26 protein-coding genes are annotated in these 24,167 nt (G+C 68.9%); 17 read left to right on the top strand and 9 right to left on the bottom strand.

The features are described from left to right. Positions 1 to 33 precede the first annotated feature (33 nt). Both HPO96_RS16015 and HPO96_RS16010 read left to right on the top strand, forming a co-directional pair. The gene (locus HPO96_RS16015) at positions 34 to 933 is read left to right on the top strand and encodes an NAD-dependent epimerase/dehydratase family protein (RefSeq protein WP_171674236.1); all 900 of its coding nucleotides are present in this window, start codon (positions 34 to 36) and stop codon (positions 931 to 933) included. Further along, positions 909 to 3,044: a glycosyltransferase family 2 protein gene (locus tag HPO96_RS16010; RefSeq protein WP_171674235.1), complete on the top strand. Its 2,136-nt coding sequence runs from the start codon at positions 909 to 911 to the stop codon at positions 3,042 to 3,044. Before HPO96_RS16015 ends, HPO96_RS16010 begins: the two co-directional genes overlap by 25 nt. Here the strand turns inward: HPO96_RS16010 and HPO96_RS16005 are convergent. Then, positions 2,974 to 3,402, bottom strand: coding sequence for a GtrA family protein (locus tag HPO96_RS16005; RefSeq protein ID WP_171674234.1), 429 nt, complete (start codon positions 3,400 to 3,402; stop codon positions 2,974 to 2,976). The two genes, HPO96_RS16010 and HPO96_RS16005, sit on opposite strands and share 71 nt — an antisense overlap. A 131-nt stretch (positions 3,403 to 3,533) precedes the next feature. Between HPO96_RS16005 and HPO96_RS16000 the strand changes: the two genes are divergently transcribed. Continuing rightward, positions 3,534 to 4,682, top strand: a complete 1,149-nt coding sequence (locus HPO96_RS16000) for an NAD-dependent epimerase/dehydratase family protein (protein ID WP_171674233.1) — start codon at positions 3,534 to 3,536, stop codon at positions 4,680 to 4,682. Here the strand turns inward: HPO96_RS16000 and HPO96_RS15995 are convergent. Then, positions 4,672 to 5,565 carry a LysR family transcriptional regulator gene (locus HPO96_RS15995; protein ID WP_171674232.1) on the bottom strand — a complete coding sequence of 298 codons (894 nt, stop codon included), beginning with the start codon at positions 5,563 to 5,565 and terminating at the stop codon, positions 4,672 to 4,674. The two genes, HPO96_RS16000 and HPO96_RS15995, sit on opposite strands and share 11 nt — an antisense overlap. A 110-nt stretch (positions 5,566 to 5,675) precedes the next feature. Between HPO96_RS15995 and HPO96_RS15990 the strand changes: the two genes are divergently transcribed. Further along, positions 5,676 to 6,785: an MFS transporter gene (locus HPO96_RS15990; RefSeq protein WP_171674231.1), complete on the top strand. Its 1,110-nt coding sequence runs from the start codon at positions 5,676 to 5,678 to the stop codon at positions 6,783 to 6,785. Here the strand turns inward: HPO96_RS15990 and HPO96_RS15985 are convergent. After that, positions 6,778 to 7,308 carry a methyltransferase domain-containing protein gene (locus tag HPO96_RS15985; RefSeq protein WP_171674230.1) on the bottom strand — a complete coding sequence of 177 codons (531 nt, stop codon included), beginning with the start codon at positions 7,306 to 7,308 and terminating at the stop codon, positions 6,778 to 6,780. The two genes, HPO96_RS15990 and HPO96_RS15985, sit on opposite strands and share 8 nt — an antisense overlap. A gap of 107 nt (positions 7,309 to 7,415) precedes the next feature. Here HPO96_RS15985 and HPO96_RS15980 point away from each other — a divergent pair, with 107 nt between their 5' ends. Continuing rightward, positions 7,416 to 8,834, top strand: a complete 1,419-nt coding sequence (locus HPO96_RS15980; protein ID WP_171674229.1) for an amidohydrolase family protein — start codon at positions 7,416 to 7,418, stop codon at positions 8,832 to 8,834. On the opposite strand, the gene HPO96_RS15975 is transcribed toward HPO96_RS15980, so the two are convergent. From HPO96_RS15975 to HPO96_RS15965, 3 genes are read right to left on the bottom strand one after another with little or no spacing between them, the layout of a single operon-like run. Continuing rightward, complete coding sequence (locus tag HPO96_RS15975; protein ID WP_171674228.1) at positions 8,835 to 9,836, bottom strand: alanine racemase; 1,002 nt, start codon at positions 9,834 to 9,836, stop codon at positions 8,835 to 8,837. A gap of 4 nt (positions 9,837 to 9,840) precedes the next feature. Next, positions 9,841 to 10,971: a peptidoglycan bridge formation glycyltransferase FemA/FemB family protein gene (locus HPO96_RS15970; protein ID WP_171674227.1), complete on the bottom strand. Its 1,131-nt coding sequence runs from the start codon at positions 10,969 to 10,971 to the stop codon at positions 9,841 to 9,843. A 55-nt stretch (positions 10,972 to 11,026) separates the two neighbouring features. After that, a complete protein-coding gene (locus HPO96_RS15965) occupies positions 11,027 to 11,944 on the bottom strand; it encodes an SDR family NAD(P)-dependent oxidoreductase (RefSeq protein WP_202885979.1) in 918 nt (305 codons plus the stop codon). Between the two features lie 118 nt (positions 11,945 to 12,062). On the opposite strand from HPO96_RS15965, the gene HPO96_RS15960 reads away from it, so the two are divergent. Next, positions 12,063 to 12,629 carry a TetR/AcrR family transcriptional regulator gene (locus HPO96_RS15960; protein ID WP_171674226.1) on the top strand — a complete coding sequence of 189 codons (567 nt, stop codon included), beginning with the start codon at positions 12,063 to 12,065 and terminating at the stop codon, positions 12,627 to 12,629. After that, on the top strand, positions 12,626 to 13,342 hold the full coding sequence (locus HPO96_RS15955; protein WP_171674225.1) for an SDR family NAD(P)-dependent oxidoreductase: 717 nt from the start codon (positions 12,626 to 12,628) through the stop codon (positions 13,340 to 13,342). Before HPO96_RS15960 ends, HPO96_RS15955 begins: the two co-directional genes overlap by 4 nt. Here the strand turns inward: HPO96_RS15955 and HPO96_RS15950 are convergent. Next, a complete protein-coding gene (locus HPO96_RS15950; RefSeq protein WP_171674224.1) occupies positions 13,339 to 14,487 on the bottom strand; it encodes an alkaline phosphatase PhoX in 1,149 nt (382 codons plus the stop codon). The two genes, HPO96_RS15955 and HPO96_RS15950, sit on opposite strands and share 4 nt — an antisense overlap. A gap of 97 nt (positions 14,488 to 14,584) precedes the next feature. Between HPO96_RS15950 and HPO96_RS15945 the strand changes: the two genes are divergently transcribed. From HPO96_RS15945 to HPO96_RS15935, 3 genes are all read left to right on the top strand, one after another. Further along, positions 14,585 to 15,826 carry an MFS transporter gene (locus HPO96_RS15945; RefSeq protein ID WP_337796655.1) on the top strand — a complete coding sequence of 414 codons (1,242 nt, stop codon included), beginning with the start codon at positions 14,585 to 14,587 and terminating at the stop codon, positions 15,824 to 15,826. After that, positions 15,784 to 16,317, top strand: coding sequence for a class I SAM-dependent DNA methyltransferase (locus tag HPO96_RS15940; protein ID WP_337796654.1), 534 nt, complete (start codon positions 15,784 to 15,786; stop codon positions 16,315 to 16,317). Before HPO96_RS15945 ends, HPO96_RS15940 begins: the two co-directional genes overlap by 43 nt. A 535-nt stretch (positions 16,318 to 16,852) precedes the next feature. Next, positions 16,853 to 17,323, top strand: coding sequence for a hypothetical protein (locus HPO96_RS15935; protein ID WP_171674222.1), 471 nt, complete (start codon positions 16,853 to 16,855; stop codon positions 17,321 to 17,323). Here the strand turns inward: HPO96_RS15935 and HPO96_RS15930 are convergent. Next, positions 17,309 to 18,112, bottom strand: a complete 804-nt coding sequence (locus HPO96_RS15930; RefSeq protein ID WP_171674221.1) for a deoxyribonuclease IV — start codon at positions 18,110 to 18,112, stop codon at positions 17,309 to 17,311. The genes HPO96_RS15935 and HPO96_RS15930 overlap by 15 nt on opposite strands. A gap of 59 nt (positions 18,113 to 18,171) precedes the next feature. On the opposite strand from HPO96_RS15930, the gene HPO96_RS15925 reads away from it, so the two are divergent. From HPO96_RS15925 to rplI, 5 genes are all read left to right on the top strand, one after another. Continuing rightward, entirely contained in the window at positions 18,172 to 18,834 is a 663-nt protein-coding gene (locus HPO96_RS15925; RefSeq protein ID WP_171674220.1) for a DUF4241 domain-containing protein, read from the top strand. 209 nt (positions 18,835 to 19,043) lie between these two features. Next, positions 19,044 to 19,334, top strand: a complete 291-nt coding sequence (gene rpsF / locus HPO96_RS15920) for a 30S ribosomal protein S6 (RefSeq protein ID WP_171674219.1) — start codon at positions 19,044 to 19,046, stop codon at positions 19,332 to 19,334. A gap of 92 nt (positions 19,335 to 19,426) precedes the next feature. Then, positions 19,427 to 20,026, top strand: a complete 600-nt coding sequence (locus tag HPO96_RS15915) for a single-stranded DNA-binding protein (protein WP_171674218.1) — start codon at positions 19,427 to 19,429, stop codon at positions 20,024 to 20,026. A gap of 81 nt (positions 20,027 to 20,107) precedes the next feature. After that, complete coding sequence (rpsR, locus tag HPO96_RS15910; protein WP_012924539.1) at positions 20,108 to 20,341, top strand: 30S ribosomal protein S18; 234 nt, start codon at positions 20,108 to 20,110, stop codon at positions 20,339 to 20,341. A gap of 14 nt (positions 20,342 to 20,355) precedes the next feature. Beyond that, entirely contained in the window at positions 20,356 to 20,802 is a 447-nt protein-coding gene (gene rplI / locus HPO96_RS15905; protein ID WP_171674217.1) for a 50S ribosomal protein L9, read from the top strand. A gap of 790 nt (positions 20,803 to 21,592) precedes the next feature. Here the strand turns inward: rplI and HPO96_RS15900 are convergent. After that, the gene (locus tag HPO96_RS15900) at positions 21,593 to 22,987 is read right to left on the bottom strand and encodes a hypothetical protein (RefSeq protein WP_171674216.1); all 1,395 of its coding nucleotides are present in this window, start codon (positions 22,985 to 22,987) and stop codon (positions 21,593 to 21,595) included. A gap of 252 nt (positions 22,988 to 23,239) precedes the next feature. Here HPO96_RS15900 and HPO96_RS15895 point away from each other — a divergent pair, with 252 nt between their 5' ends. Continuing rightward, entirely contained in the window at positions 23,240 to 23,857 is a 618-nt protein-coding gene (locus tag HPO96_RS15895; RefSeq protein WP_171674215.1) for a DUF6668 family protein, read from the top strand. A gap of 51 nt (positions 23,858 to 23,908) precedes the next feature. Then, on the top strand, positions 23,909 to 24,154 hold the full coding sequence (locus HPO96_RS15890) for a conjugal transfer protein TrbC (RefSeq protein ID WP_238355139.1): 246 nt from the start codon (positions 23,909 to 23,911) through the stop codon (positions 24,152 to 24,154). Positions 24,155 to 24,167 lie beyond the last annotated feature (13 nt).

Below are 24,167 nucleotides of genomic sequence, written 5' to 3'. Positions count from 1 at the left end.
CACGGTTCGCCCGGCACCGGTAGGTTGATCGATATGGCGGAGCGAGTGCTGGTGACGGGCGCGGCCGGGTTCATCGGGCGGGCGGTGGTGCGGGGTCTGCGGGAGCGGGGCGTCGCCGTGACTGCGGTGGATCGGGAGCCGGCGGATGAGGCGTGGGACGACGGGGTGCACGTCGTGACCGGGGATCTGGCGAACCAGGAGGTGTGTATCGGGGCGTTCGAGACGCGTCCGGATGCGGTCATCCATCTGGCGGCGCTGACGTCGGTGTTGCGGTCGGTGGATGCGCCGATGCAGACCTTCGCGCAGAACCTGGCGATCACGCAGGTGTTGCTGGAGCTGTCGCGGGGGAGCGGGGTGGAGAGCTTCGTTCTTGCGTCGACGAACGCGGTCGTGGGTGACATCGGGACCGCGACGATCAGCACCGACCTCCCGCTGCGTCCGCTGACGCCGTACGGCGCCACGAAGGCGGCCGGCGAGATGCTGCTGTCGGCGTACTCGGGGAGCTACGGGCTGGCTACGGCGGCGCTGCGGCTCACGAACGTGTACGGGCCGGGCATGTCGCACAAGGACAGCTTCGTGCCGCGGATGATGCGGGCGGCGCTCGCCGGCACCGGCGTGCAGGTGTACGGCGACGGGAGTCAGCGCCGCGACCTCGTCTACATCGACGACGTGGTGGACGGCGTGCTGCGCGCGGTCGACACCAAGTACGACGGACGCGCGATCATCGGCTCCGGCCGGTCGGTGTCTGTTCTGGAGCTGGTCGAGGCGGTCCGGACGGCGACCGGGCAGGCGCTCCCGGTCGAGCACATCGAGGCGCCGGCCGGTGAGATGCCTGCAGTGATCGTCGACATCACCAACGACCTCGGCTACGCCCCGACGGTGTCGCTCGAGGACGGGCTCGCGCGGACATGGCAGTACTTCCAGCACACCTGAGGCGGCACTGGCTGCTCGCCGTCCTCCTCCTGCTGGGGACGGCGCTGCGCGTGCTCGCGACGATCGCCTACCAGCCGGGGATCATCTACACGGACTCCGTGCAGTACCTGACCAACATGGAGCCGCTCAGCCCGGTCCAGCTCAACCCGATCGGCTACTCGATCGTGCTGCGGCCGCTGGTCGCTCTCGGCGGTACGACGCTCGTCGTCATCGTCCAGCACGTCGTCGGCCTGCTGCTCGGCGTCGCCATCTATGCACTGGCCCGGCGGTTGGGCGTCTACCGCTGGCTGGCCGCGCTCGCTGCCGCACCGCTGCTACTGGACGCCTACCAGGTGCAGATCGAGCAGAACGTGATGGCGGAGACGCTGTTCGATGTTCTGCTCGTCGGTGTGCTGTGGCTGTTGCTCGGCTGGGGCGCACCGGGCTGGAAGCTGGCGGCTGCCGCCGGGCTGCTCATCGGCGCGGCCTTCGCGGTCAGAGCGATCGGTCTGACCCTCATCGTCGCCGCAGTGCTCTACCTGCTGCTGGTTGCCCGCCGACAGGTGCTGGCCGTGGTTGCCGGCTTCGGTCTGGTGGTCGCCGCGTACGTGACGTACTTCCACGCCGAAACCGGCCGTTGGGGTTTCACCGGCGCTGAGAACCAGGTGCTCTACGGCCGGACCGCTGTGGTTGCGGACTGCGCCAAGCTGCCGCTGAACGAGGGCACCAAGCTCTTCTGCCCGAAGGAGCCACTAGGCCAACGCCTCGGCGTCGACCAGTACGCCCACAACCGCTACGGCGACCCGAACTGGCCAGGCCCGCTCCCGCCCGGTACGACGAAGCGGGAGCTGGCGAGCGAGTTCGCCCGGCTCGTCATCCGCCACCAGCCACTCGACGTCACCTGGGCGGCGCTCAAGGACTTCACCAAGGGCTTCGCGCCGACCAGGACCACCTCGCCCGACGACGTACCGCTGGAGCGCTGGCAGTTCCAGCTGACCTACCCGAACCTCCAGGACCCCAACACCGCCAAGGCCGCGGTCGAGTGGGGCGGTCAGGAGCCGCAGGTCGTCCGCGGCCCAGCAGCCGTGCTCCGGGCGTACCAGCTGCACGGCGGCTACACGTCGGGTCTACTGCTGGGGCTCTGTGTGCTGATCGCGCTGGCCGGTGCAGCGCTCGGGCGAGGGCTTCGCGCGGCCGCGTTCCTGCCCGCTGCGACCGGTGTGATCCTGCTGCTGGGCTCGGCGGCCTTCGAGTTCTCCTGGCGGTACCAGCTCCCCGGGTTGGTGCTGTTCCCGCTGGCCGCCGCGATCGGCCTACGAGCCATCTTCGGCAAGGTGCAACCCCTGGCCGACTACCCCGACGAGGTGGACGCCGAAGCGGCCATCAGCGCGCAGTTCGCTCCGGTGGTCGTCGTGATTGCCGCCTACAACGAAGCGGACGGGATCGGCCCAGTACTGCGCAGCATGCCAAAAACCTGTGCCGGGCTACCGGTCGACGTCCTCGTTGTGGTCGACGGCTCCACCGACGACACCGCAGCGGTCGCTAAGCAAGCTGGAGCGTTTGTTTGCGAGGCGACTACCAACCGCGGGCAGGGCGCGGCGCTGCGGCTCGGCTACCATGTGGCCGCGGCGGGCGGAGCGCAGTACGTCGTCACGACCGACGCGGACGGGCAGTACGACAACGACGAGCTGGAAACGCTGCTCCGGCCGATCCTCGACAACGAGGCGGACTTCGTCACCGGATCGCGCAGGCTGGGCAGCGAGGACGCAGACAGTCGGCTGCGGTGGCTCGGCGTCCGGGTGTTCGCCGTACTGGCGTCCGTGCTGACCAGGCAGCGGCTGACCGACACGTCATTCGGCTTCCGGGCGATGCGGGCCGAGCTGGCGACTTCGGTGACGCTGCGGGAGCCGCAGTACCAGTCGTCGGAGCTACTGATCGGAGTGCTGGCGCGAAAGGCCAGAGTGGTCGAGCTGCCGATGACCATGCGCCGCAGGGGTGACGGGGTCAGCAAGAAGGGCCCCGGCCTGGTGTACGGCGCCAACTATGCGCGGGTGATGCTGACTAGCTGGCTACGGGAGTACGTGCGGGCGCGGGGTCGGCGAACACCCAGCGGTCGAACAACCAGAACTTGACCACGAACAACGCCGCGAAGGTGGCGAAGTAGGAGCCGCTGACCACCATCGTCTGCCAGAACCGGGAGTCGATCCATGCTTGCGCAGCGTGATCAGTGAGGCTGGTGACCAGCGCGGCGATGGCCGCGTTACCGACCACGATGATTGCGTACGGCAACATCTGGCCGCGGCGGCCCCAGGCCCAGCGCCGGCTGAGGACGTAGTTCGGGATCCCGCCGGCCACCCACGCGATGACGGTGGCCAGTAACGGCAACAGACCGAACCAGTAACAGATCGCGAACGCGACCTGACTCACCGCGGTGGAGATTACGGAGGATGCCGAGTACTTCGCCCACAGCAACCATCGTTCTCGGAACACCCAGCCATTGTGCACCTGGGCCGCGACGGAGCGAATTCTCAGCCAATTGCCAGCCCGTTCCCGGTTCAAGGAGCGGGTCCCCGGGATAGGACAGTAGGTGTCAGCAGTTCCCGAGGGAAGGCGGCCGAGTCGTGCGCGTACTCGTCCTGGGCGGTGACGGTTACCTAGGGTGGCCGACCGCCTTACATCTGTCGGATCGCGGCCACGAGCTCGCCGTTCTCGACAACCTGGCCCGGCGCGGTTACGACCGTGAGCTCGGCGTCCAGAGCCTGGTCCCGATCGAGGACCTGGAGACCCGGGTGGCCGCCTGGCAAGAGCTTTCCGGCCAGGTGATCACGCCGTACCTCGGCGATCTGCTCGACGCTGACTTCGTGCACCGGGTGCTGGCCGAGTTCCGGCCGGAGGCGATCGTGCACTTCGCCGAGCAGCGGGCCGCGCCGTACTCGATGATCGACCGGGCGCACGCCGTCTACACCCAGCAGAACAACGTGATCGGCACGCTCAACCTGATGTACGCCGTCGCCGAGACGAACCCCGATGTGCACATCGTCAAGCTGGGCACGATGGGCGAGTACGGGACACCGAATATCGATATCGAAGAGGGCTGGCTCGAGGTCACCCACAACGGGCGCACCGATCGGATGCTGTACCCGAAGAAGCCGGGCTCGTTCTACCACCTGAGCAAGGTGCACGACTCGCACAACCTCGAGTTCGGCTGCCGGATCTGGGGGCTGCGCGTCACGGATCTCAACCAGGGCGTGGTGTACGGGCAGCAGACCGAGCAGACCGTGCAGGACCCGCGGCTCGCGACCCGGTTCGACTACGACGCCGTCTTCGGTACCGTGCTCAACCGCTTCGTCATTCAGGCTGTGCTCGGCGAGCCGCTCACCGTGTACGGCAGCGGCGGCCAGACCCGTGGGTTCCTCGACATCCGGGACACGGTCGAGTGCATCCGGCTGGCGGTGGAAAACCCTGCGGAACAAGGTGAGTTCCGGGTCTTCAACCAGATGACCGAGAGCTATTCGGTCAGCCGGCTCGCCGAGCTGGTCGCGGCGGCGTTCCCCGGCCCGGTCCAGGTCGACCACCTGGAGAACCCGCGGGTCGAGCAGGCCGAGCACTACTACAACGTCAAGCACACCGGTCTGGTCGAGCTGGGCCTGCAGCCGCATCTGTTGTCCGACACGCTGATCGAGTCGATGTTCGACATTGTTGCCTTGAACAAGGATCGGGTCGATCCCAGCGCACTGTTGCCCACTGTCCGTTGGAAGCTCAAACCTTAGCTCGCACGAGTTCGGCGAACCGGCGGGCGGCTGGCGTCGCCGCATGCCCGCTCGGCAACACCAGATCGACGCGCCGATCCAGCTGGACGCCGATGAGCGGCACCAGCTGGACGGTGTCGGTCGATCGCGGGTGCAGCCCGAAGTCCAGCCCTTCCGGGACGAGTGCGACTCCGGCGCCGGCGGCGATCAGGTCGAGCGCCATACTCCACTCGTTCACCTCGACCGCGATCTGCCGCTGGATCCCGGCCGCGCGGAACGCGTCGTCGATGACCGTGCGGATCGACCATTCCGGTGGCGTCTCGACGAACCGCTCCCCGACCAACTCCTCGAGCCGGACGGCGTCGGCCCCGGCCAACGGATGCCCCGCCGGGCACGCCAGCATCAGTGGCTCGGTCAGCAGCGGAACGACGTCCAGGCCGGCCGGATCGTCCTCGATCAACGCCACCATCGCGATGTCCAGACCGCCGTCGATCACCTGCTCGACCATCGTCGAAGCAGCCGTGAAGCGGACCGCGATCTCCACCCGCGGGTGCGCGAGGGAGAACTCGGCCAGCCAGTTCGCGAACGGCAGCGTGTGGCCGGTGCTCTGCAGCGCGCCGATGCGCAGCCGCCCGGCCAGCACGCCGTGTACCTCCTGGACCGTCTGCCGGGCCGCGGTCGCCGCCTCAAGCGTCCGCCGGGCAGACGGAACCAGCGCCTGACCCTCGGCGGTCAACCGGACCGGCCGGGTGCCGCGGACGAACAGCAGGGCGCCGACGTCCTTCTCCAGCGCCCGGATCGAGGTCGACAACCCGGACTGGACGATGTGCTCCCGCTGCGCGGCCGCTGTAAAGCTGCGCTCCTCGGCGAGCGCGACGAAATGCCGGAGGTGCCGCAACTCCATCTATCTCTCCCGGAGATGAAAAATATCTGAAGCAGTCCCAGTAAAGCTACTACCGCGCGATGCCTCATGTGAGTTCACATGGATGAGAACTCAACTACGAGAGGTTTCCGATGACCATCACCGCGCCGCCGCCGACCAGCACCCGGCATCTGACCGGCTTCTGGTTCGTTGCCGCGGCCTTCGTCGCCCTGATGGCGTTCGGCACCGCGCCGACGCCGCTCTGGCCGCTCTACCAGGCCCGCGACCACTTCGGGCCGACCACCGTGACGATCGCCTTCGCGGTGATGGTGCTCGGCGCCGGGATCAGCCTGCGGATCTTCGGGCACCTGTCCGACCGCCTTGGCCGGCGCCGCATCATCGTGCCGGCACTCCTGATCGGCATCCTGGCGGACGCGATCCTCGCGATCTGGCCGCAGCTGCCGGCCCTGCTGCTCGGCCGGGTGCTGACCGGCGTCGCGATCGGTCTGATGGCCTGTACGGCGACCACCTATCTGACCGACCTCTACCGGGAGGCCCGGCCGGATGCGTCGTCCACCTTCCCAGCGCTGGTCGCGACGGCGTCCAACCTCGGAGGGCTTGCCCTCGGGCCGCTGATCGCAGGTGCGCTGGGCCAGTGGGCGCCGTCCCCGCTGCGGACGCCGTACGTCGTCCTCGGCGTACTCATGATCGGGCTGCTCGCGCTCGTGCTCTCGAGCCCGGAGACCGTGGACACCGAGCTGGCCGAGCAGGATCCGCCGGTTCGCTTCGCGCTGCGCGACGGGCAGCAGCGGGCGTTCGCGATGGCAGCTCTGACCGGCGCGACGGCCTTCGCGGTGATGGGCCTGTTCTCCTCGCTCGGGGTGATCGTGGTCCGCCGCGAGCTCGGCGTGACGTCGTACTTCGTCGCCGCGCTGGCGCCGTTCGTGGTGTTCGCGGCCTCGGCGGTCGCGCAGCTGGCGCTCGCCCGCGTGCCACGGGACCGAATCCTGCGGCTCGGCTCGACGCTGTTCCCGATCGGCCTGATCCTGACCGGCGTGGCGCTGGCATTCCCGGCGCTGTGGTTGCTGCTGATCGCGGCGACGCTCGCCGGCGCCGGGGCCGGGCTGCTGTTCAAGAGCGCGGTCGCCGAGGTGGTGATCGCCGCCGAGCCGACGTCCCGCGCGGGCGTGCTGGCGACGTTCTTCGTGATCGCCTACCTCGGCATGGGCCTGCCCTCGATCGTGGTCAGCCTGCTCATCTGAGCGCGCTGACCACCAAGGTCGGCAGGATTGCGAGGAACCGGTCATGCCGGCCGCGCTTGGCTTGCTCGGCCAGCCAGCCGTCGGCGTCCGCCCGGGTGATCAGCGCCTTCTGGACGGCGGCGTCGGCGGCCGTGATCAGTCGCTCCGCGAGGACGGCGTGATCGGTCACGACCGCGCTGTCGACGACCACCTCGACGTCCCGGAATCCGGCGTCCAGAAGGAGGTCCCGCAGCGTGCGCATGGCGCGGGGCGCCACCGATCGCGACTCCAGGCCGAGCAGGACGACGTCCGTCAGGTCCTGGTCGGAGCTGTCCATCAGGAGGAACCCGAAGTCCGGGCCGCGGGCGGTGAAGCGGCCGCCGGGGCGCAGTACGCGATAGGCCTCGGCGACCGTCGGGACCGGGTCCTCGAGCTGATGAAACAGCCGGTGCGCGTGATAGCTGTCCACCGACCCGTCGGCATCGGGCAGGTCGGCGGACTTCTCCGGGTCGGTGACCTCGACCGACGACTCCTGAGCGTCCATGGACCCAAGGTGCAACCTCAGGTGCACCTGAGGTCAAGAAGTCCGCTGGTGACACTGCCGGGAGTTAGGTTCGGGACCCTTTTCCCCAACCCGATCGAGGTTCCGCCATGTTCACCAGGCGCCGCGCTCTCGCTGTTGGTTTCACCTTGGTGGCCGGTCTCGCCGTGCCCCTGGGCGCCAACCAGCTGACCGCGACCGAGCAGCTCGACAGCACCGGTTACGACGGCACCGCGAAGGTGCTGATCCGCGACGCGTCTATGGTCCTCACGATGGACCCGGCCGTCGGCCAGGGCGCACTCGGCCTCCTGAAGGACGCCGACGTCCTGATGACCAAGAACACCATCACCGCGGTCGGCAAGAACCTGCCCGGCACGGCCGGTGCGCGGGTGGTCGACGGCCGCGGCAAGATCGTGATGCCCGGTTTCGTCGACCTGCACACGCACACCTGGCAGTCGCTGATCCGCGGTTGCGCGACCGACAAGGAGCTGAACGGCTGGCTCGCCGAGTGCGTGCTCCCGCTGTACGGCAACAAACCGGCGTACGCCGAGGGGTACGCCGGCACCCGGCTCTCCGCGCTGGACGCGATCGGCACCGGCATCACCACCACGACCGACTGGTCGCACAGCTTCTCCGCCGACTTCGCGAACGGCAGCCTGAAGGCCCTCGCGGACTCGAAACTGCGCTTCTTCTTCTCCTACTCGGCCAACACCAATCCGGCCACGCTCAACGAGATCCGCCGGGTGAAGAAGGAGGTCATCGACCGGAACCCGCTGGCGCATCTGCAGATCGGCCAGCACCCGACGATGGAGAACCTCGCCAGCACCGAGGCCGCGGAGAACCTGGCCAAGGAGCTCGGCGTCGCGCTGAACGTGCACGTCCACGAGTCGAAGAGCGACCCGGCCACCGGCCAGATGGAGGCGCTGCGCAAGGTCGGCGCCATCCGGCCCGGCCTGCTGATGAACCACGCCGTCCAGATGACCGACGCGGAGCTCGACGAGCTGGCCGCCAACGACATCCGGGTCGCGCACAACCCGCTGTCGAACATGCGGTTGGCCTCGGGCGTCATCCGGCTGCCGGAGATGGCGTCGCGCGGGATCAAGGTCGGGCTCGGTATCGACGGCGGGACCAACGACACGACCGACATGTTCAACGACATGCGCGCCGCGGTCGGCCTGCAGCGCGCCACCGCGATGGACCCGACGCGCTACCCGCAGCCCGCCGACGTCCTGCGGATGGCCACCCTCGGCGGCGCCGAGGCGCTCGGTATCGACAAGGAGATCGGCTCGCTGACGCCGGGTAAGAAGGCGGACCTGCAGATCATCGATCCGCAGGCCCTCAACTTCGCCCCGAACGGCAACTGGGTCAGCCAGCTCGTCTTCAACGCCCAGCCCGCCAACGTCGCGTGGGTCTTCGTCGACGGTGTCGCCGTCAAACGCGACGGTCGCCTGGTGGGCGTCGACACCGCCAAGGTGATCCGGGACGCCGATGCGGCCGGCGACCGCATCGACGTACTCCTCGGGCGTTAGTCAGTCCATCGAGACGCGGTCGAACGAGGTGGTGGTGAAGCGGACGTCGACGCCGATCGTGTCGCCGACGGCCGGCGGCGCCACCGAGGACGGCAGGAAGAGCATGCTGGCCTGCATGTGCGGCGGCTCCGCGAACCAGCGCTGCTTTCCGTCGATCGTGAACGGTGACAAGGCCATCCCCGCGGCGTCCAGGCTGCCCTTCGCCATCGCGATCGCGCGCTGGCGAACGGTGGCCGCCGCCGTGGGGGCCTCCAGACCGACGCCGTGCGCCGTACCGCCGGAGACGACCAGGATGTGGCCGTCGCCGCTGACCCGCCGCTGGCGGTAGCCGACGCGCTCACCGCGACGGACCGAGTGGACGTCGAGGACGGTCGCGCGGACCGTCAGCGCGCCGCGGTCGCCGAGCCAGAGCGCCGTCCCCATCCGGAGTTTCACGTTCTCGCCGATGTCGCCGAGCTTCTGCGCCGGGACGTGCGAGACCCAGAGCGGGCCGCGGCGGACGTCGATCGCCTGCTTGGCCAGCTGCGCGGCCTCGCGGACGTTGGCCGACGTCCCGCCGGCGCCCATCGGGAAGTGCAGCGACCAGCCCTCGAAGCGGATCCGGTCCAGGGCGTTCAGCAACATGGTGTGGCGCAGTTCGCGAGCGCCGATCCCGTGCCGGCGCATCGACGTCTGGACCTCGATCAGCACCCGGCTACCGGCCGGGATCGAGACCAGGTCGGCCAGCCGGCTGACCGTGTGGATGACGTTCTTGCTCTGCGACATCTCCAGGAACGGCCGCCACGGCGTCAGGACGACGACGTCCTCCCGCGGGTCCGGCGGGACTTCGAAGTACGTGCCGACGGCCACCGTCCGGGCGCCGAGCGCACGCGACTCGGCGATCAGCCGATGGTTGCCGAACCCGTAGCCGTTGCCTTTGGCGACCGGGACGATATCGGGGTTCCACGTGGAACGGAGGTGGTCGCGCCATCGATCGGAATCGACGTGCAGGGTCAGGGGCATGGTGTCAACGCCGTCTCATGTAGAGGTCGAATGCGGTGTAGAGCGCCTTGTTCAACGGCAGATCCCACTCACCGACGTACTCGACGGCCTCGCCGCCGGTGCCGACCTTGAACTGGATCAGCCCGACATGCGGGTCGTTCGGGTCCAAGGTGTCGGTGATGCCCCGTAGGTCGTACACGGTCGCACCCTCGGCGAGTGCGTCCGACATCATGCGCCACTGGATCGCATTCGATCCGCGCACGTCCCGCTTGGCGGTCGAGCTGGCGCCGTAGGAGTACCAGGAGTGACCGCCGACCCGGATCCAGATCGTCGAAGCGACCAGATCGCCTTCGTGGTGGGCGTTGTAGACCCGGAAGTCGCAGCAATCGGCCGGCTGGCTGGCCATCGCCGCGTACATCTTCTCGAAGTACGGCAGCGGACGCGGGGTGAAGTGGTCCCGCTCGGCCGTCTCGACGTACAGCTGGTGGAAGGCCTTCAAATCCTCGGGGCCGCCCTGGGAGACCTCGACGCCCATCTTGGCGGCCTTCTTGATATTGCGCCGCCACAGCTGGTTCATGTTCTTCTGCAGGTCTTCCGGGCCGTAACCGGCCAGCGGGACCTGGAAAACGTACTGCGGCTGCCCGGCGGCGAAACCCTCGCCGGTGCGCGGGGCCTTCCAGCCCAGGTTGCGCAGCTGATTCGCCACGGTGGCGCCCGACGGCTCGATCACGTCGGGGCGGACGTCGCCGAGCCGCGGCTGCTGCCCGCCGGCGATCGCGTCCTTGATGGTCTTCGCCGTCCAGCGCCGGGTCGGCACCGGCGGGCCCATCCGGATCCCGAACGCGCCCCGCTCGGCCGCGTGCGCCGCGAGCGGGCGCAGGTAGCTGCCGAGGTCGATCGCGTCCCAGTCGATCACCGGGCCCTCGGGCAGGTAGGCCAGGTAGCGCTTGACCTTCGGCATCTGCCGGTAGAGCACCAGACCGGCGCCGAGCAGCTCGCTCGGGTTCGCCGGGTCGAACCAGCCGAGTGACTCGGCCTTCCACTCGCTCTTGACCGCGGCCCAGCCCGGCGTCTGCAAGAAACTCGCCGACGGTCGCGCCGCGATGAAGGCGGCGTGCTCGTCGGCGGAGATGGTCCGGATACTCAAGTCACTCACGGGGGGTCAGAGTACCGGCCCAGCCTGAGTAACCCCAGCTGAGCCGGTCTCGTGATCAAACCAGCTGTTCGGAGAGCTCCCACAACCGAGTGGCCGACTCCGGATCGAGCGCGTACGCGGCGACACCGGACATGTTCACGCCGTCGACCGCAGGCAGTGCTTCGTTGTTGTCCTCGAAGTACCGGCCGGTGACGCCCTGCACCAGCGGAGAGGCGGCCAGCAGGACGGAGGTCGCGGCGCCCTGCTCGGGTGTCTTCCATTGGTACTGCTCTTCCCACTGCCGCACGGTCTCGGCGTCGACGTGCCGCTGGAGCGCAGTGCGGATCCCGCCCGGCATCAGGGCGTTGGTGACGATCCCGTCTGCGGCCCAACGCTTGGCCGCCTCGACCGCGAACAGGATGTTGGCCGTCTTGGACTGTCCGTAGGACAGCCAGGGGTCGTACGGGCGGTTCTCGAAGTGGATGTCGTCGAAGACGACGTCCGAGCTGAGGTGGGCGCTGGAGCTGACCGAGACGACCCGGGCGTCACCAGCGGCCGCGAGGGCGTCGTGCAAACCGACGGTGAGACCGAAGTGACCGAGGTGGTTGGTGGCGAACTGGTTCTCCCAGCCCTCGGGGGTGCGGCTCAGCGGCGACGCCATCACGCCCGCGTTGTTGACGAGGATGTGCAGCGGGCCGGTCCAGTTGGCGGCGAAGGCGCGGACGGACGCCTGGTCGGCCAGATCGAGGGGCGCGACGTACACCTTGTTGTTCGCGGTGGAATCGATGATTCCGGCGGCCACGCGCTCACCGGCGACCCGGTCGCGGACGGCGAGGGTGACCTCGGCGCCGGCGCCGGCCAGCGCGCGGGCGGTCTCGACGCCGATCCCGGAGGCGCCGCCGGTGACGACCGCGCGGCGACCGGTCAGGTCGACTCCGGCGATCACCTCGGCGGCGGTGGAGTCGTAGCCGAAGGGGGTGGTGATTCTGCTCATCAGGTCGTGTCCTGTTCTCCGAGCTAAGCTGTTAACCGGAGGAGCCTCCGGTAAATCCAGTAAAGCGGAGGCTCCTCCGGATATCAAGTCCGCTAGGTTTCGTGCTGAGGAGGGGGAGATGACCGAGTCGAAGGCGCGCCCGCTCAGGGCCGACGCGCAGCGCAATCGCGACCAGGTGCTGGCCGCGGCCGCCCGCGCGTTCGCCAAATGCGGCCTGGAGGCGACCCTCGAGGGCATCGCGAAGGATGCCGGCGTCGGGATCGGCACGCTCTACCGGCACTTCCCGACCCGCGAGGCGCTGATCGAGGCGGCGTACCGCAAGGAACTGGCGACGGTCTGCGAAGCCGCCCCGGAACTTCTCGAGCAGCTACCGCCCGTCGAGGCTCTGCGCGCCTGGATGGATCGCTTCGCGGACTTCATGCATCGCAAACTCGGCATGGCCGAGGCCCTCCGCGCGATCATCGCGGCCGGGGCCAACCCCTACGACCACAGCCTCGAACTCCTCGTCGGCGCGATCGACCAACTCCTCACCGCCGGAGCCGCCAGCGGCGACCTCCGCACCGATATCTCCGCCGACGACCTGCTCATCAACCTCAGCGGCGTCTCCATGGCCGCCGGCGACCGCCGTGACCAGGTAGGCCGGCTCCTCGACCTCCTCGTCGACGGCCTCCGCTACCGCGGATGAAGCAGGTCGCGCTGGTCACCGGCTCCACGTCGGGTATCGGCGCCGGGATCGCGCGCAGACTGGCGGCGGACGGCTTCACCGTGGCTGTGCACTCACGGACGAGCCGCGAGGTAGGGGAGGCGCTGGCGGCCGAGCTGGGCGGGTCCTATCACCAGGCTGAGCTGGCGGACGACGATGCGGCGCGTGGGTTGGTGCCCTCGGTGTTGCAGGTGCATGGGCGGCTGGACGTGTTGGTGAACAACGCGGGTATCAGTTGGGCCGTGCCGCATGCGGAGCTGGACGGACTGTCGGCTGATGACTGGCGGCGCGTGCTGGACGTCAATCTGATCGCGCCGTGGTTGTTGTGCACGGCGGCGCTGCCTGCACTGCGTTCGGCCGGTGGATGCGTGGTCAATGTGACCAGCCATGCGGGGGTGCGGCCGAAGGGGGCTTCGGTGGCGTACGCCGCCAGTAAGGCTGCGTTGAACCATGTGACGAAGCTGTTGGCCGCTGCGCTCGGACCGGAGGTTCGGGTGAATGCGGTGGCGCCGGGGCTGGTCGATACGCCGCTGACGGCGGACTGGGCTGAGGCCCAGGAGCTGTGGCGGACGGCGAGTCCGATGCGCCGGGGTGCGCAGCCGGCGGACGTGGCCGACCTGGTGTCGGCACTCGTCCGCAACGGCTACGTCACCGGAGAGGTCGTCGTACTGGATGGTGGGTTGAATCTGCGTTAGAGCGTGGTGCGGAAGGGGCCGGTCACTTCGTAGGTGATGCCGCCGCTGGAGGAGCCGCTGGTGCCGCGTTGCGAGGAAAAGTAGAGGCGATTGCCGGCTGGGTTGAAGGCGACGCCGCAGAGCTCGGAGCCGGACTGTCCGCTGACGCGGAGGAACGGGGCGACGACGTCGTTCGGGGTGATGATGCAGATCTCCATGTTGCCGCCGTCCTCGGCGACGTACAGGTCACCGACGCTGGTGGCGGTGATGTTGTCGACGCCGGTGAGCGGCGGGTTCGAGGTGAGGTTGTCGTCGTAGGCGATCGCGATCGTGTTGTTGACGGCGTCGTACGCCCAGACGCGGTTGTCGCCCTTGGTGGTGAAGAAGCAGGTGCCGTTGCGGTAGTAGCAGCCTTCGCCGCCGTTGAAGACCTTCATGCCGGAGACCTGGCGGCGGGTGCGCGTCGGGCTGCCGTCCGGGTCGGGGACGGTCACCCAGGACAGCGTGCTGCCGGACTCGCGGAGCACTTGGAGTGTCCCGGCGGACAGGTCGCCCCAGGTGGTTGGGACGAAGCGGTAGAAGCCGCCGCTGGTCTCGTCTTCGGTCAGGTAGATGACGCGCCGGTCCGGGTCGACGGCGGCGGCTTCGTGCGAGAAGCGGCCGAGTGCGGGACGGCGTACGGCGGCCTGCGTGCCGCGCGGGTCGGTCTCCCAGATGTAGCCGAGGTCGGTCTCCTCACCGGACAGCCAGGTGCCCCAGGGGGTAGCGCCGCCAGAGCAGTTCCTGGTGGTGCCGGAGAGGATGCGGTAGGCGCTGCTGATGGTGCCGCTGCTGTTGAAGCGCAGCGCGCTCGCACCGCCGGTGCCACTGCTCAGCTCGGAGTTGGACACGTAGATCCAGCCGGTGCCGTCGGCGAAGCAGGCTCCGCCGTCGGGAGCGCCGTGCCAGGTGTAGCCGGCGACCGACTGACCTGAGCGGGCCAGCACGCGGCTGGTGAAGTTGGCCGGCAGCAGCAGGCCGTTGGCGTCGGCCGGCCGTAGGGCGCCGTACGGGCTGGGGCCGGTCTGCGCGGGGAAGGCGAGGGCTTCCGGTACGACGCTGAAGCCGAAGGCGACCGAGGTCGACGTCCCGACGACGGCGGCGCGGAGAAAGGTACGACGGTCCACTGCGAATCCTCCATGGGGCGATGGGGGTGATCCGGGCAGTCAAGCGAGTGGATGTGAACGCCGGATTTCTGTCGGTGGGCGCTCCTACGATCGCCGGGTGTCTTTGGGTCCGGACTTCCGTCGGTTGTGGGTCGCGTTCACGGTCAGTGCCTTCGGGTCGGCGGTCGGTCAGGGCGCCTTGCCACTTGTAGCAGTGCTCGCGCTCGACGTCAGCACCTTGCAGGTCTCGATGCTCGCGGCGGTCTCCGGGCTGGCGGGTGCGGTGTTCGCGTTGCCGCTGGGCGATGTGATCGAGCGCCGGCTCAAGCGGCCGGCGATGATCGTCGCGGACCTGGTCCGCTTCGTCGCGCTGGGCAGTGTGCCGGTGGCGGCGGCGTTCGGCGTCCTGAGTTATCCACAGCTTTGCGTGGTCGGCGTACTGCAGGCGGCGGCGACGATCGCGTTCGCCGGGGCGAGCGGCGCGCATTTGAAGGCGCTCGTGCCGCCGGAGGGGCGAGCTGAGGCGAACAGCCGGTTCGAGCAGACCAACTGGCTGATGCTGACGATCGGCCCGTCGGCCGGTGGTCTGTTGGTGAGCCTGGTCGGGGCGACGGTGACGCTGGCTGTGGACGCCGCGTCGTTCCTGCTCTCCGCGCTGGGCATCCGGCGGATCAAACAGCCCGAGCCGGAGCCCGTCGTCCAGCTCGGCAAGCGCGACCTCACCGCCGGCTGGCGCTATATCCTCGGCCACCGCGAGCTGCGCGCCCTCTTCTGGAACAGCGCGCTCTTCGGCGGCCCCGTGATGATGACCGTGCCGCTGCTGACCGTCTTCATGCTCCGCGACCTCAACCTCGCCCCCTGGAGCTGGGGATTGTTCCTCGGCGTCTCCTGTCTGGGCGGCATTCTCGGCGCCGGTCTGGCGCCTCGGCTCACGCGGCGCTGGGGCCTGCACCGCATGCTGCTGATTTTCGGCGTACTGCGCGCTCCTTGGCTGCTCTTGTTCCCGCTGTCGCCGTCCGGCCTGCCAGGCCTCATCTGGCTGACACTCGCCGAAGCCGGCCTGCTGATCGCAGCAGGCGCTTTCAATCCGTCGTTCGCGACCTATCGCATGCAGGCCACCTCGGACACCCACATGGCCCGCGTCGTCACCGCCTGGTCCATTACCTCGCGTTCCGTCCAACCAGCGTTCATTGCGCTCGGCGGAGTGCTGTCCGTCGTTCTCGGCCTCCGCGGCGCGCTCTGGGCGGCCGGCGTCTTCTGCCTGCTCAGCGCCGCCATCCTCCCGTGGCGACCGACGGATCGACGTAAGGTTCAGGAGTGTGGAACGGCGCTGAGTACCAACGCAGATTCGACTCGCTAGCCGAGTCCGGTATGGACGTGCACGGCGAGGCCACCTTCGTTCGTGCGTTCGCGCCGAGTAGCGTCCTGGACGCCGGGTGCGGCACCGGTCGGGTCGGCATCGAGCTGGCCAACCACGGCATCGACGTCGTCGGCGCCGACCTCGACGAGTCCATGCTGGCGGCCGCCGCCGAGCGCGCTCCCGGGCTCACCTGGGTCCGCTCCGACCTCGCCGAGCTCGACCTCGGCCGGACGTTCGACGTCGTCGTCATGGCCGGCAACGTCCCGCTCTTCACCGCCCCCGGCACCCAGGCCCAACTCGTCGCCGGCGTCGCCCGCCACGTCGGCAACCTGCTGATCGCCGGTTTCAGCCTCGACCGCGGGTACACCACCGACGACTACGACGCCCACTGCGCCGCCGCCGACCTCACCCTCGTCGACCGCTTCGCCACCTGGGACCGCACCCCCTTCACCAACGGCGACTACGCCGTCTCAGTCCACCGCCGCACCTAGATCAGCCCCAGCTCGCGCGCCAACCTGACCTGCCTACCCATGTGGTGACCGCCGTCATCCCTCGCGTCGAGGTAAGCGGCGACAAGCGAAACAGACCCACGCGCTGGGTCGGCCCATCAAGTGGTGGGTGTACCTGGCTCAGGTGGTTGGTCCACCCGGGGTTTGCTGGGTGGGCCCATGAAGTGGTGGGTGTGCCTGGCGCGGGTGGTTGGTCCACCCGGGGTTTGCTGGGTGGGCCCATGAAGTGGTGGGTGTGCCTGGCGCAGGCGGTTGGTCCACCCGGGGTTTGCTGGGTGGGCCCATGAAGTGGTGGGTGTACCTGGCGCAGGCGGTTGGTCCACCCGGGGTTTGCTGGGTCAGCCCACCAAATGAGCCGAGCTGGCCCAGCTAACGAGGGCCGGGTCGGCCCGGCAAATGGGAGCTGGCTGCTGGGCCCAGGCCCGGTCGGCGGGGGCGAAGAGTTCGGGGAAGCGGGTGGCCGGGAGGGCTCGGTCGGGAGCGAACCCTTGTCCTGTGGTGCGCTACCGTCGCGGGCATGGCGCAGTCAGAGTCGGAAGTGCCGGAGGAGTCGGATGGCTCCGAGGTGGTGGAGCCGAAGCCGGATCCGGAGCGGGCGCAGCAGACGACGAACAGTTTGTACTGGGTGTGCGCTGCGGTGAGTTTGCTGGTCGGGGTCTTCCAGTACTCGCGGGTGCTCGCCGACCCGGGGGCGGCGGGGGTGCTCGGGTGGGTCGGGCTGGCGGTGGTGACGTTGTTGCTGCTCGGGCTGGCCGGGCTGTACGTGTTGTGCGCGCTGGAGCGGGTGACGCTGAAGGACCGGGTGCTGGGGCGGTTCGACCTGTTTCAGGTGTCGACGCTGTTGCTGGTGGTGACGATCCTGGTCGCCGTACTGATCCCGCCGCGGTCCACGACGGCGCTCAGCCTGTTGCTGCCGTGGGGGATCGGCTACTGGCTCTACCACCTCGTCGCGCCGCAGCCGGACGGCGACAGCTCAGCCGAGGTGTGAGCGCAGGTAGTCGATATCGGTCTTCTGGCCGTGGTCGGCATTCGGCGTCTCGACGACGACCGGGGCGCCGGCGGCCTTGACCACGGCGACGATATCGGCCGGATCGATGTGACCGTCGGCGAAGTTGGCATGCCGGTCGGCGCCGGAACCGAACTCGTCGCGCGAGCCGTTGGCGTGGATCAGGTCGATCCGGCCGGTGATCGCCAGCACCTTCTCGACGACCGTCGCCAGCTCCTCGCCGGCGGCGTGGAAGTGGCAGGTGTCGAGACAGAAGCCGACATTTTCCAAGCGATCGTTACCGGAGGCCTGGACCGCCTCCCACAGCCGCTCGATCCGCTCCAGCTGGCGGGCCATCGCGTTCTCGCCGCCGGCGGTGTTCTCGATCAGCAGCGGGACCGGCAGCTCGGCCCGCTCGATGCACTTGCGCCAGTTGTCGAAGCCGGCTTCGGGATCGTCCTCGTCGCCGACGTGACCGCCGTGCACGATCACGCCCTTGACACCGATCTCGGCCGACTTGTCGAGCGTCTGCTGCAGCAGCTTGCGGCTCGGGATGCGGATCCGGTTGTTGGTGTTCGCGACGTTCAGCCGGTACGGCGCGTGCACGTACAGATCGACGCCGGCCGCGGCCGATCGCTCCCGGAGCGCCTCCTCGCCGTCGGCGTACGCGAGCTTGGGGGCCTTGTAGTCCTGTGGATTGCCCAGGAAGAACTGCACCAGGTCGGCGCCCCGATCGGCCGCCTCGGCCAGCGGGTCCTCCTGGTCGACGTGTGCACCCAGCTTCAAGCTCATGACCCCACCCTAGAACTGTCCTCCGACAGTTCTCGACCGGCCAGGCCTACGCTGGCCTGGTGATCACCCCGAACCTGTTCCGCGCGCTCCGTCCGGGTCCTGTCGAGGTCGACGGCCGGACGTGGAGCCTGACCGTGCACGAGCTCGGCGTACTGCGGGTGCCGAACGGCAAGCTCGAGGCGTGCGACCCGTTCGTGACGCTGGGCGAGGGCCCGGTCGTCGACGTCCCGGCCGGCGACTATCCGGCGTACGTGACGGTGGCGGACGTGTCGGACGCGCAGGACGGCAGCCACCTGCGCGAGGCGTACCTGTCGCTGCGGTTCGCCGAGGGCGAGGTCGCTGCGGTGGAGGCCGCGACGAACGCGGACGAGGAGCTCGGCGAGGACGAGTTCTGGATGGTCGCCGTCGACGCCGGCACCGTCGGCTTCGTGGACGCCGAGGCCGTCCGGACGCTGATGCCGGAGGGCGACTGGTACGAGGACCTGTTCGAGAACGGGCGGGACGACAGCTGGTTCGCGCTGATGGACTCGCCCGAGCATCTGATCGAGGGCTGCGCGAATATCGTGCTCCCGTTGGCCACGGAGGGTGAGAATCTCGTCCTGGCCCACTCGGGCTGGGGTGACGGTGCGTATCCGCTGGTCCGTACGGTGGACGCCGCCGGACGCACGCTCGGGATCCACATCGACCTGCTCGTGGTGGGTCCGGAGAGTGACGACCAGTGAACAGCCGGTAGTCTTCGACGCTTGTGAAGGCCTGTGGATATGGTCAGGACGGCGTCCGAACGCTGGTATTCTTTCGGATGTGGCCCGGTCCATCGACCGGGCTCGTTGCTTGACACCGGCGGCAAGTGCCGGTGTGAAGTGCAATCGCATCGCCCTCCTGCCACGGAAAGACCGTGGCCGCCAAAGTCCGAAGGAGGTGGAGTTCGCGCATGCGTCGTTATGAAGTCATGGTGATTCTCGACCCGGAGCTCGACGAGCGCACGGTCGAACCGTCCATCGACACGTACCTGAACATCGTCCGCAAGGAGGGTGGCACCGTCGAGAAGCTCGACATCTGGGGCCGCCGCAAGCTTGCGTACGACGTCAAGAAGAAGGCCGAAGGCATCTACGCCGTCATCGACCTGACCGCGACACCCGCGGTGGTGAAGGAGCTTGACCGTCAGCTCACGCTGAACGAGTCGATCCTCCGCACCAAGGTCATTCGGCCGGACCAGCACTGAGCCTGGGGTCGTCAGCAGCTATCGGTACTGTCGGCGCCAGCCGCTACCAATAGCTGTGGACACAGTCACACCCGAAAGCAGGAGGAGTTGTCATGGCCGGTGAACCACCCATCACTCTGATCGGAAACCTGACAGGTGACCCGGAGCTGCGTTTCACGCCGTCCGGCGCCGCGGTGGCGAACTTCACGATCGCCTGTACCCCGCGGAACCTGGACCGGCAGAGCAACGAGTGGAAAGACGGCGAGACGCTCTTCATCTCGTGCGCTGTCTGGCGCCAGGTCGCCGAGAACGTCGCGGAGTCGCTGACCCGAGGATCCCGTGTCGTCGTACACGGCCGTCTGAAGGCCCGCAGCTACGACGACCGCGACGGTAACAAGCGCACCGTGTTCGAGTGCGATGTCGAGGAGATCGGCGCCAGCATGCGGTACGCGACGCTGAAGATCTCCAAGACGTCCCGCGAAGGCGGCGGCGGCGGCGGGTTCGGTGGTGGCGGTGGCAACCAAGGTGGTGGCTACGGCGGCGGTAACCAGGGTGGCGGCGGCTATGGCGGCGGCAACCAAGGTGGCGGCGGCCAGCAGAACGACCCCTGGGCGACCCCCCAGCAAGGCGGTGGCGGCGGCGGTCAGTCCGCCCCGCAGAACGACCCTTGGGCCAACCAGGGCGGCGGCTCGATGGAGGAGCCTCCGTTCTGATCCGGTCCCCGGGTCGAGACCTGTAAGACAGACCATTCCGGCACCCGTGCCGGGCTCTGGAAGTAGGAAGAGAGCACCACAATGGCCAAGATCATTCGGAAGCCGAAGAAGAAGGTTTGCGGCTTCTGCAAGGACAAGGCGACGTACGTCGACTACAAGGACACCGCGCTGCTGCGGAAGTTCATCTCGGACCGCGGCAAGATCCGCGCCCGCCGGGTGACCGGGAACTGCGTGCAGCACCAGCGCGACGTGGCCACCGCTATCAAGAACGCTCGTGAGGTGGCGCTGCTGCCCTACACGAGCACCGCTCGCTGAGGGAGGTCCGAAACATGAAGCTCATTCTGGCGCAGGAGGTCGAGGGCCTCGGCAACCCCGGCGACATCGTCGAGGTCAAGGACGGCTACGGCCGTAACTACCTGGTTCCGCGCGGTCTGGCCATCGGCTGGACGCGGGGCGCCGAGAAGCAGATCCAGTCGATCAAGCGGGCGCGCGACGCCCGGGCGATCCAGGGCAAGGAGCACGCGAGCGAGGTCAAGAACCAGCTCGAGCAGCTCTCCGTCACGCTGGGCGTCAAGGCCGGCGACACCGGCCGCCTGTTCGGTTCGGTCACCCCGGCCGACATTGCCGGCGCCATCAAGGCCGCCGGCGGCCCGCTGGTCGAGAAGCGCGCGATCGCCATCGCGTCGCCGATCAAGACCACCGGCAAGCACCAGGTCTCGGTCCAGCTGCACCCCGACGTGGCCGCCACGGTCCGCCTCGAGGTAGCCGCCGGCTGACACCAGCCTCACCGCCACCAAGGCCCACGCTCCCACCCGGGACCGTGGGCCTTCGTGTTTCCCCACCCCCACCCACCCGCGCTCAGCCGTCCACCCCACCCACTCCCGCACCCCACCTGCGGCTGCACTCGCGCCTGCTCCTGCACCCCACCTGCTTTCTGCGCTGTGTCTGCTCCTGCACACAGCGGTCGCGCACCCAGCTCAAGTTCCCGCGGCTGTCTCGCGCTCCTCGTGGTCCCGTTGGCCATCTGCGGCCGGGCAGTTCGCGTGGCTCAGGTATCCACCGGCCGTGAGTGGGTTGTCCACAGGTATTCCGCCGGTGGTCGGGTGGGGGCGTGGGTTCTGCAGGTGCCTGCCGGTGGTCGGGTGGGCGGCGTCGGGTGGTTCCGTTGTCTGTCTGCGGCCGGGCAGTTTGCTTGGGTCAGGTGTCTACCGGCCGTGGGTGGTTGGCGAGAGGATTCCCAACCCGGTGGTTGCGGGTGTGGGTTGGGTTCTGCGGCGGGGGACGTCTGGGTGGGGGGTTAGGGCTGGCGGGGTTTGGGCCATTTGGGGGGGATGGGGTCTTCGGTGCCGGCGGCGCTGGGGGGTTGGATTCGGGGCCAGCGGGTGGGGGTGGGGTCGGCGGCGTTGCCGTTGGAGGCGGGGGGCTGGATGCGGGGCCAGCGGGTGGGGGCTGGGTCGTCCTCGGTTGCTGTGGCGGGGGTTGCCGGGACGAGCAGGAGGGTGAGGGCGGCGGTGCTTGCGGCGAGCCGCCGGAGAGTGGGCGACCGGCGTGCCGGGTGTGGACGGGTCACGGTTTGTCCAGGGCGTACACGACGTCGTCGTGGACGACGATGGCGTGCGGGCCGGCTACACCCCAGGGGCGGGCGGTGTCGGTGGGGATGGTGCGGGACTTGCCGCCGGGGGTGACCGTGACGAGCTTGCTGTTGACGGAGCCGTAGATGGTGGTGCCGGTGACCGAGAGCGGCCGGAAGTTCGGGTAGAGCGAGGTCTTGCCGGTGCTGAAGTTGATCAGGCACTCGCCCCAGGCCGCGACCTTGCGCGAGGCGTCCGGCAGCCACTGCCAGTTCTGGCTGTCGTTGACGTTCGCCGCCGCGCAGGTCGCCTTGGGCGAACCGTCCGCACTCGAGTGCACGGCCGGGACCACCATGTCCTGACCAGCGGCCTTCCAGAACACCAGCACCCGATCCGGGCTGGCGGCAACGATCCGCTCGACGTCCTTGACGCCCTTCGGCGGCTTCAACTCGAGCGTCTGCAGCGGCTGCCCCGGCTCACTCCAGTACAGCGGCCCCTCGTACCGCGCCATCAACGTCTTCTGCCCTTCGGCGAGCAGCATCGTCGACAACCGCGGCTGGTTCGGCACCGGCTTCAGCTCACCCCCGCTGACCACACTCGCGCCGGCGTTACTGGCGAGCAGGACGAGCGGCGACGTCCCGAAGAACTGCACGGTCGACGAGTTCGGCAGCGCGACCTCGACGGCCTCGGCGCCGTTCCCGGCCCAGTAGTACAAGGTGTCGTCGTTCGCGACGGCGAGCACCGGCTTGCCGTCGATCGTCGTGTAGACCGGCGCGTCCACCCCGGACGGCACCTTGTCCTGCCACTTGACCTTGCCCTCGGTGTCGAAGACCGCGATCTTCTTGTCCTGCGTCAGGACGGCGACCTCGGACCCGTCCGGCGAGACGGCCGGCTGCGAGTTCGCGGCGATGTCGACCGTCCAGCTGGCCTTCGGCGTCCACCCCGGCGGCACCGGCCGCGCGGAGAACTGGTCCGGCGCGATACTCGGCGGCGGCAACGCGGGCAGCGTCGGCGACGCCTTCGGCGGAGGCGGCGGGCCCTTCGGCCGCAGCACCGTCAGCCAGAGCGTCGTCCCCGCGATGAGTACCCCGGCCAGCGAGAAGGCAACCACGATCGGCCAGATCGGCTTCTTCTTCCGGGCGATCTCGATCGCCTCGACCTCGCCGTCCGGGTGGATGACGAGCGGCCACGAGGTGCCGTCGGCCTCGACCGCGGTCGCCTTGACCGGGCGACCGAGCTGCGCGGCCTGCTCGCTGACCAGCTGGAGCGCCGCCTGCCGCGGGTCGTGGTGGTTGACCGGGTGGCTGCGCCCGGCGATCTTCACCTCGGCGTTGTGGTCGTCGTACAGATGAATGCTGACTTTGGGCCAGGACGGGATCTTCTCAGCCACGATGACCTCTCATTCCCGCCACGAATCTCCCTAGTTCATCCGGAGCCGACGCACTCGTTCTAGCATGTCCACCGCACCCGAAGGCATGCCAGGACAGTTCCGGCAGGCAGAAACCCCGTGAGCCCGGCGGCTCCACTGACCCCGACAAGGGGGTAGAAACATCCTCGCCTGTGGATGGGTCACGAACGTACACCCGGAAAGCGAGAGAATACTGTGGGCGACAGCCAGTGACGCATCGCGAGAGGAGGTCTCATGACGCAGAACCCGTGGACGAAGCAACAACCGCCGCCCCCGGGTCCGCCGCCGGGGCCTTCGTCGCAGGCGGAGCAGGCGCCCCGGGGCCCGGTGGCCCCGCAACACGGTGTTCCGGCGCCCGCGGAGGACCAGCGGCTGCCGAAATTCGCGATCCCGGCCGCCGACACCTTGTGGTGGGTCGGCGTCCACGGCGGAGCCGGCGAGTCGACGATGGCGCAGTTGCTGCCCGGCACCCGGGCGGCCAACCATCGCTGGCCGATTCCGCCGCCCCCGGTGCCGACCCCGGTGATCCTGGTCGCCCGGACACATGGCTCCGGGCTGCGATCCGCGCAGCGCGCGGCGATCGAATGGGCCTCGGGTGTCGTCCAAGGCGTTGCTGTGCTCGGCCTGGTGCTGATCGCGGACGCCCCCGGACGGCTGCCCCGGGTGCTCGACGACTTCGCCGACATCGTCGGTGGCGGCGTCCCCAGAGTCTGGGACATTCCCTGGATCGAGGAGTGGCGCAGAGGGGAGGCTCCGTCGCCCGACAACACCCCCGACGAGGTTTTCGAAGTTCTTGAATCCATCTACGCTCTTCGCGCGTCAAACCCAGCGGATTATCCCGCCCCGTACTGAAAGGCAGTTCCGCGCATGATGTTGGCTCATCTCATCTCGGAGATTCCCTCCATGGTTCCGCTCGGCGGTGGCCAGCGGCCCCCGGGAGCGGAGAAACTCGATCTCGTCATCGACTGGGTGCGCTGGATCGCCTTCGCCATCTGCGTCCTCGGCATCCTGATCGCCGGCGCGATGATGGCCGTCGGCCAGCGTCGCGGTGAAGGCGGCGAGCACGCGGCCCGGCTCGGCTGGGTGCTGGCGGCGTGCATCGTGATCGGGTCCGCGACGCTGCTGGTCGGCGCTCTCCAGGGCAACTGACAACCGGCCGGGG

The organism is Kribbella sandramycini (assembly GCF_013131805.1).
GTDB classification, from domain to species: Bacteria; Actinomycetota; Actinomycetes; order Propionibacteriales; family Kribbellaceae; genus Kribbella; species Kribbella sandramycini.
Note: the sequence above shows the minus strand (reverse complement) of the source record. Positions and strands in the feature narration are given on the sequence as shown.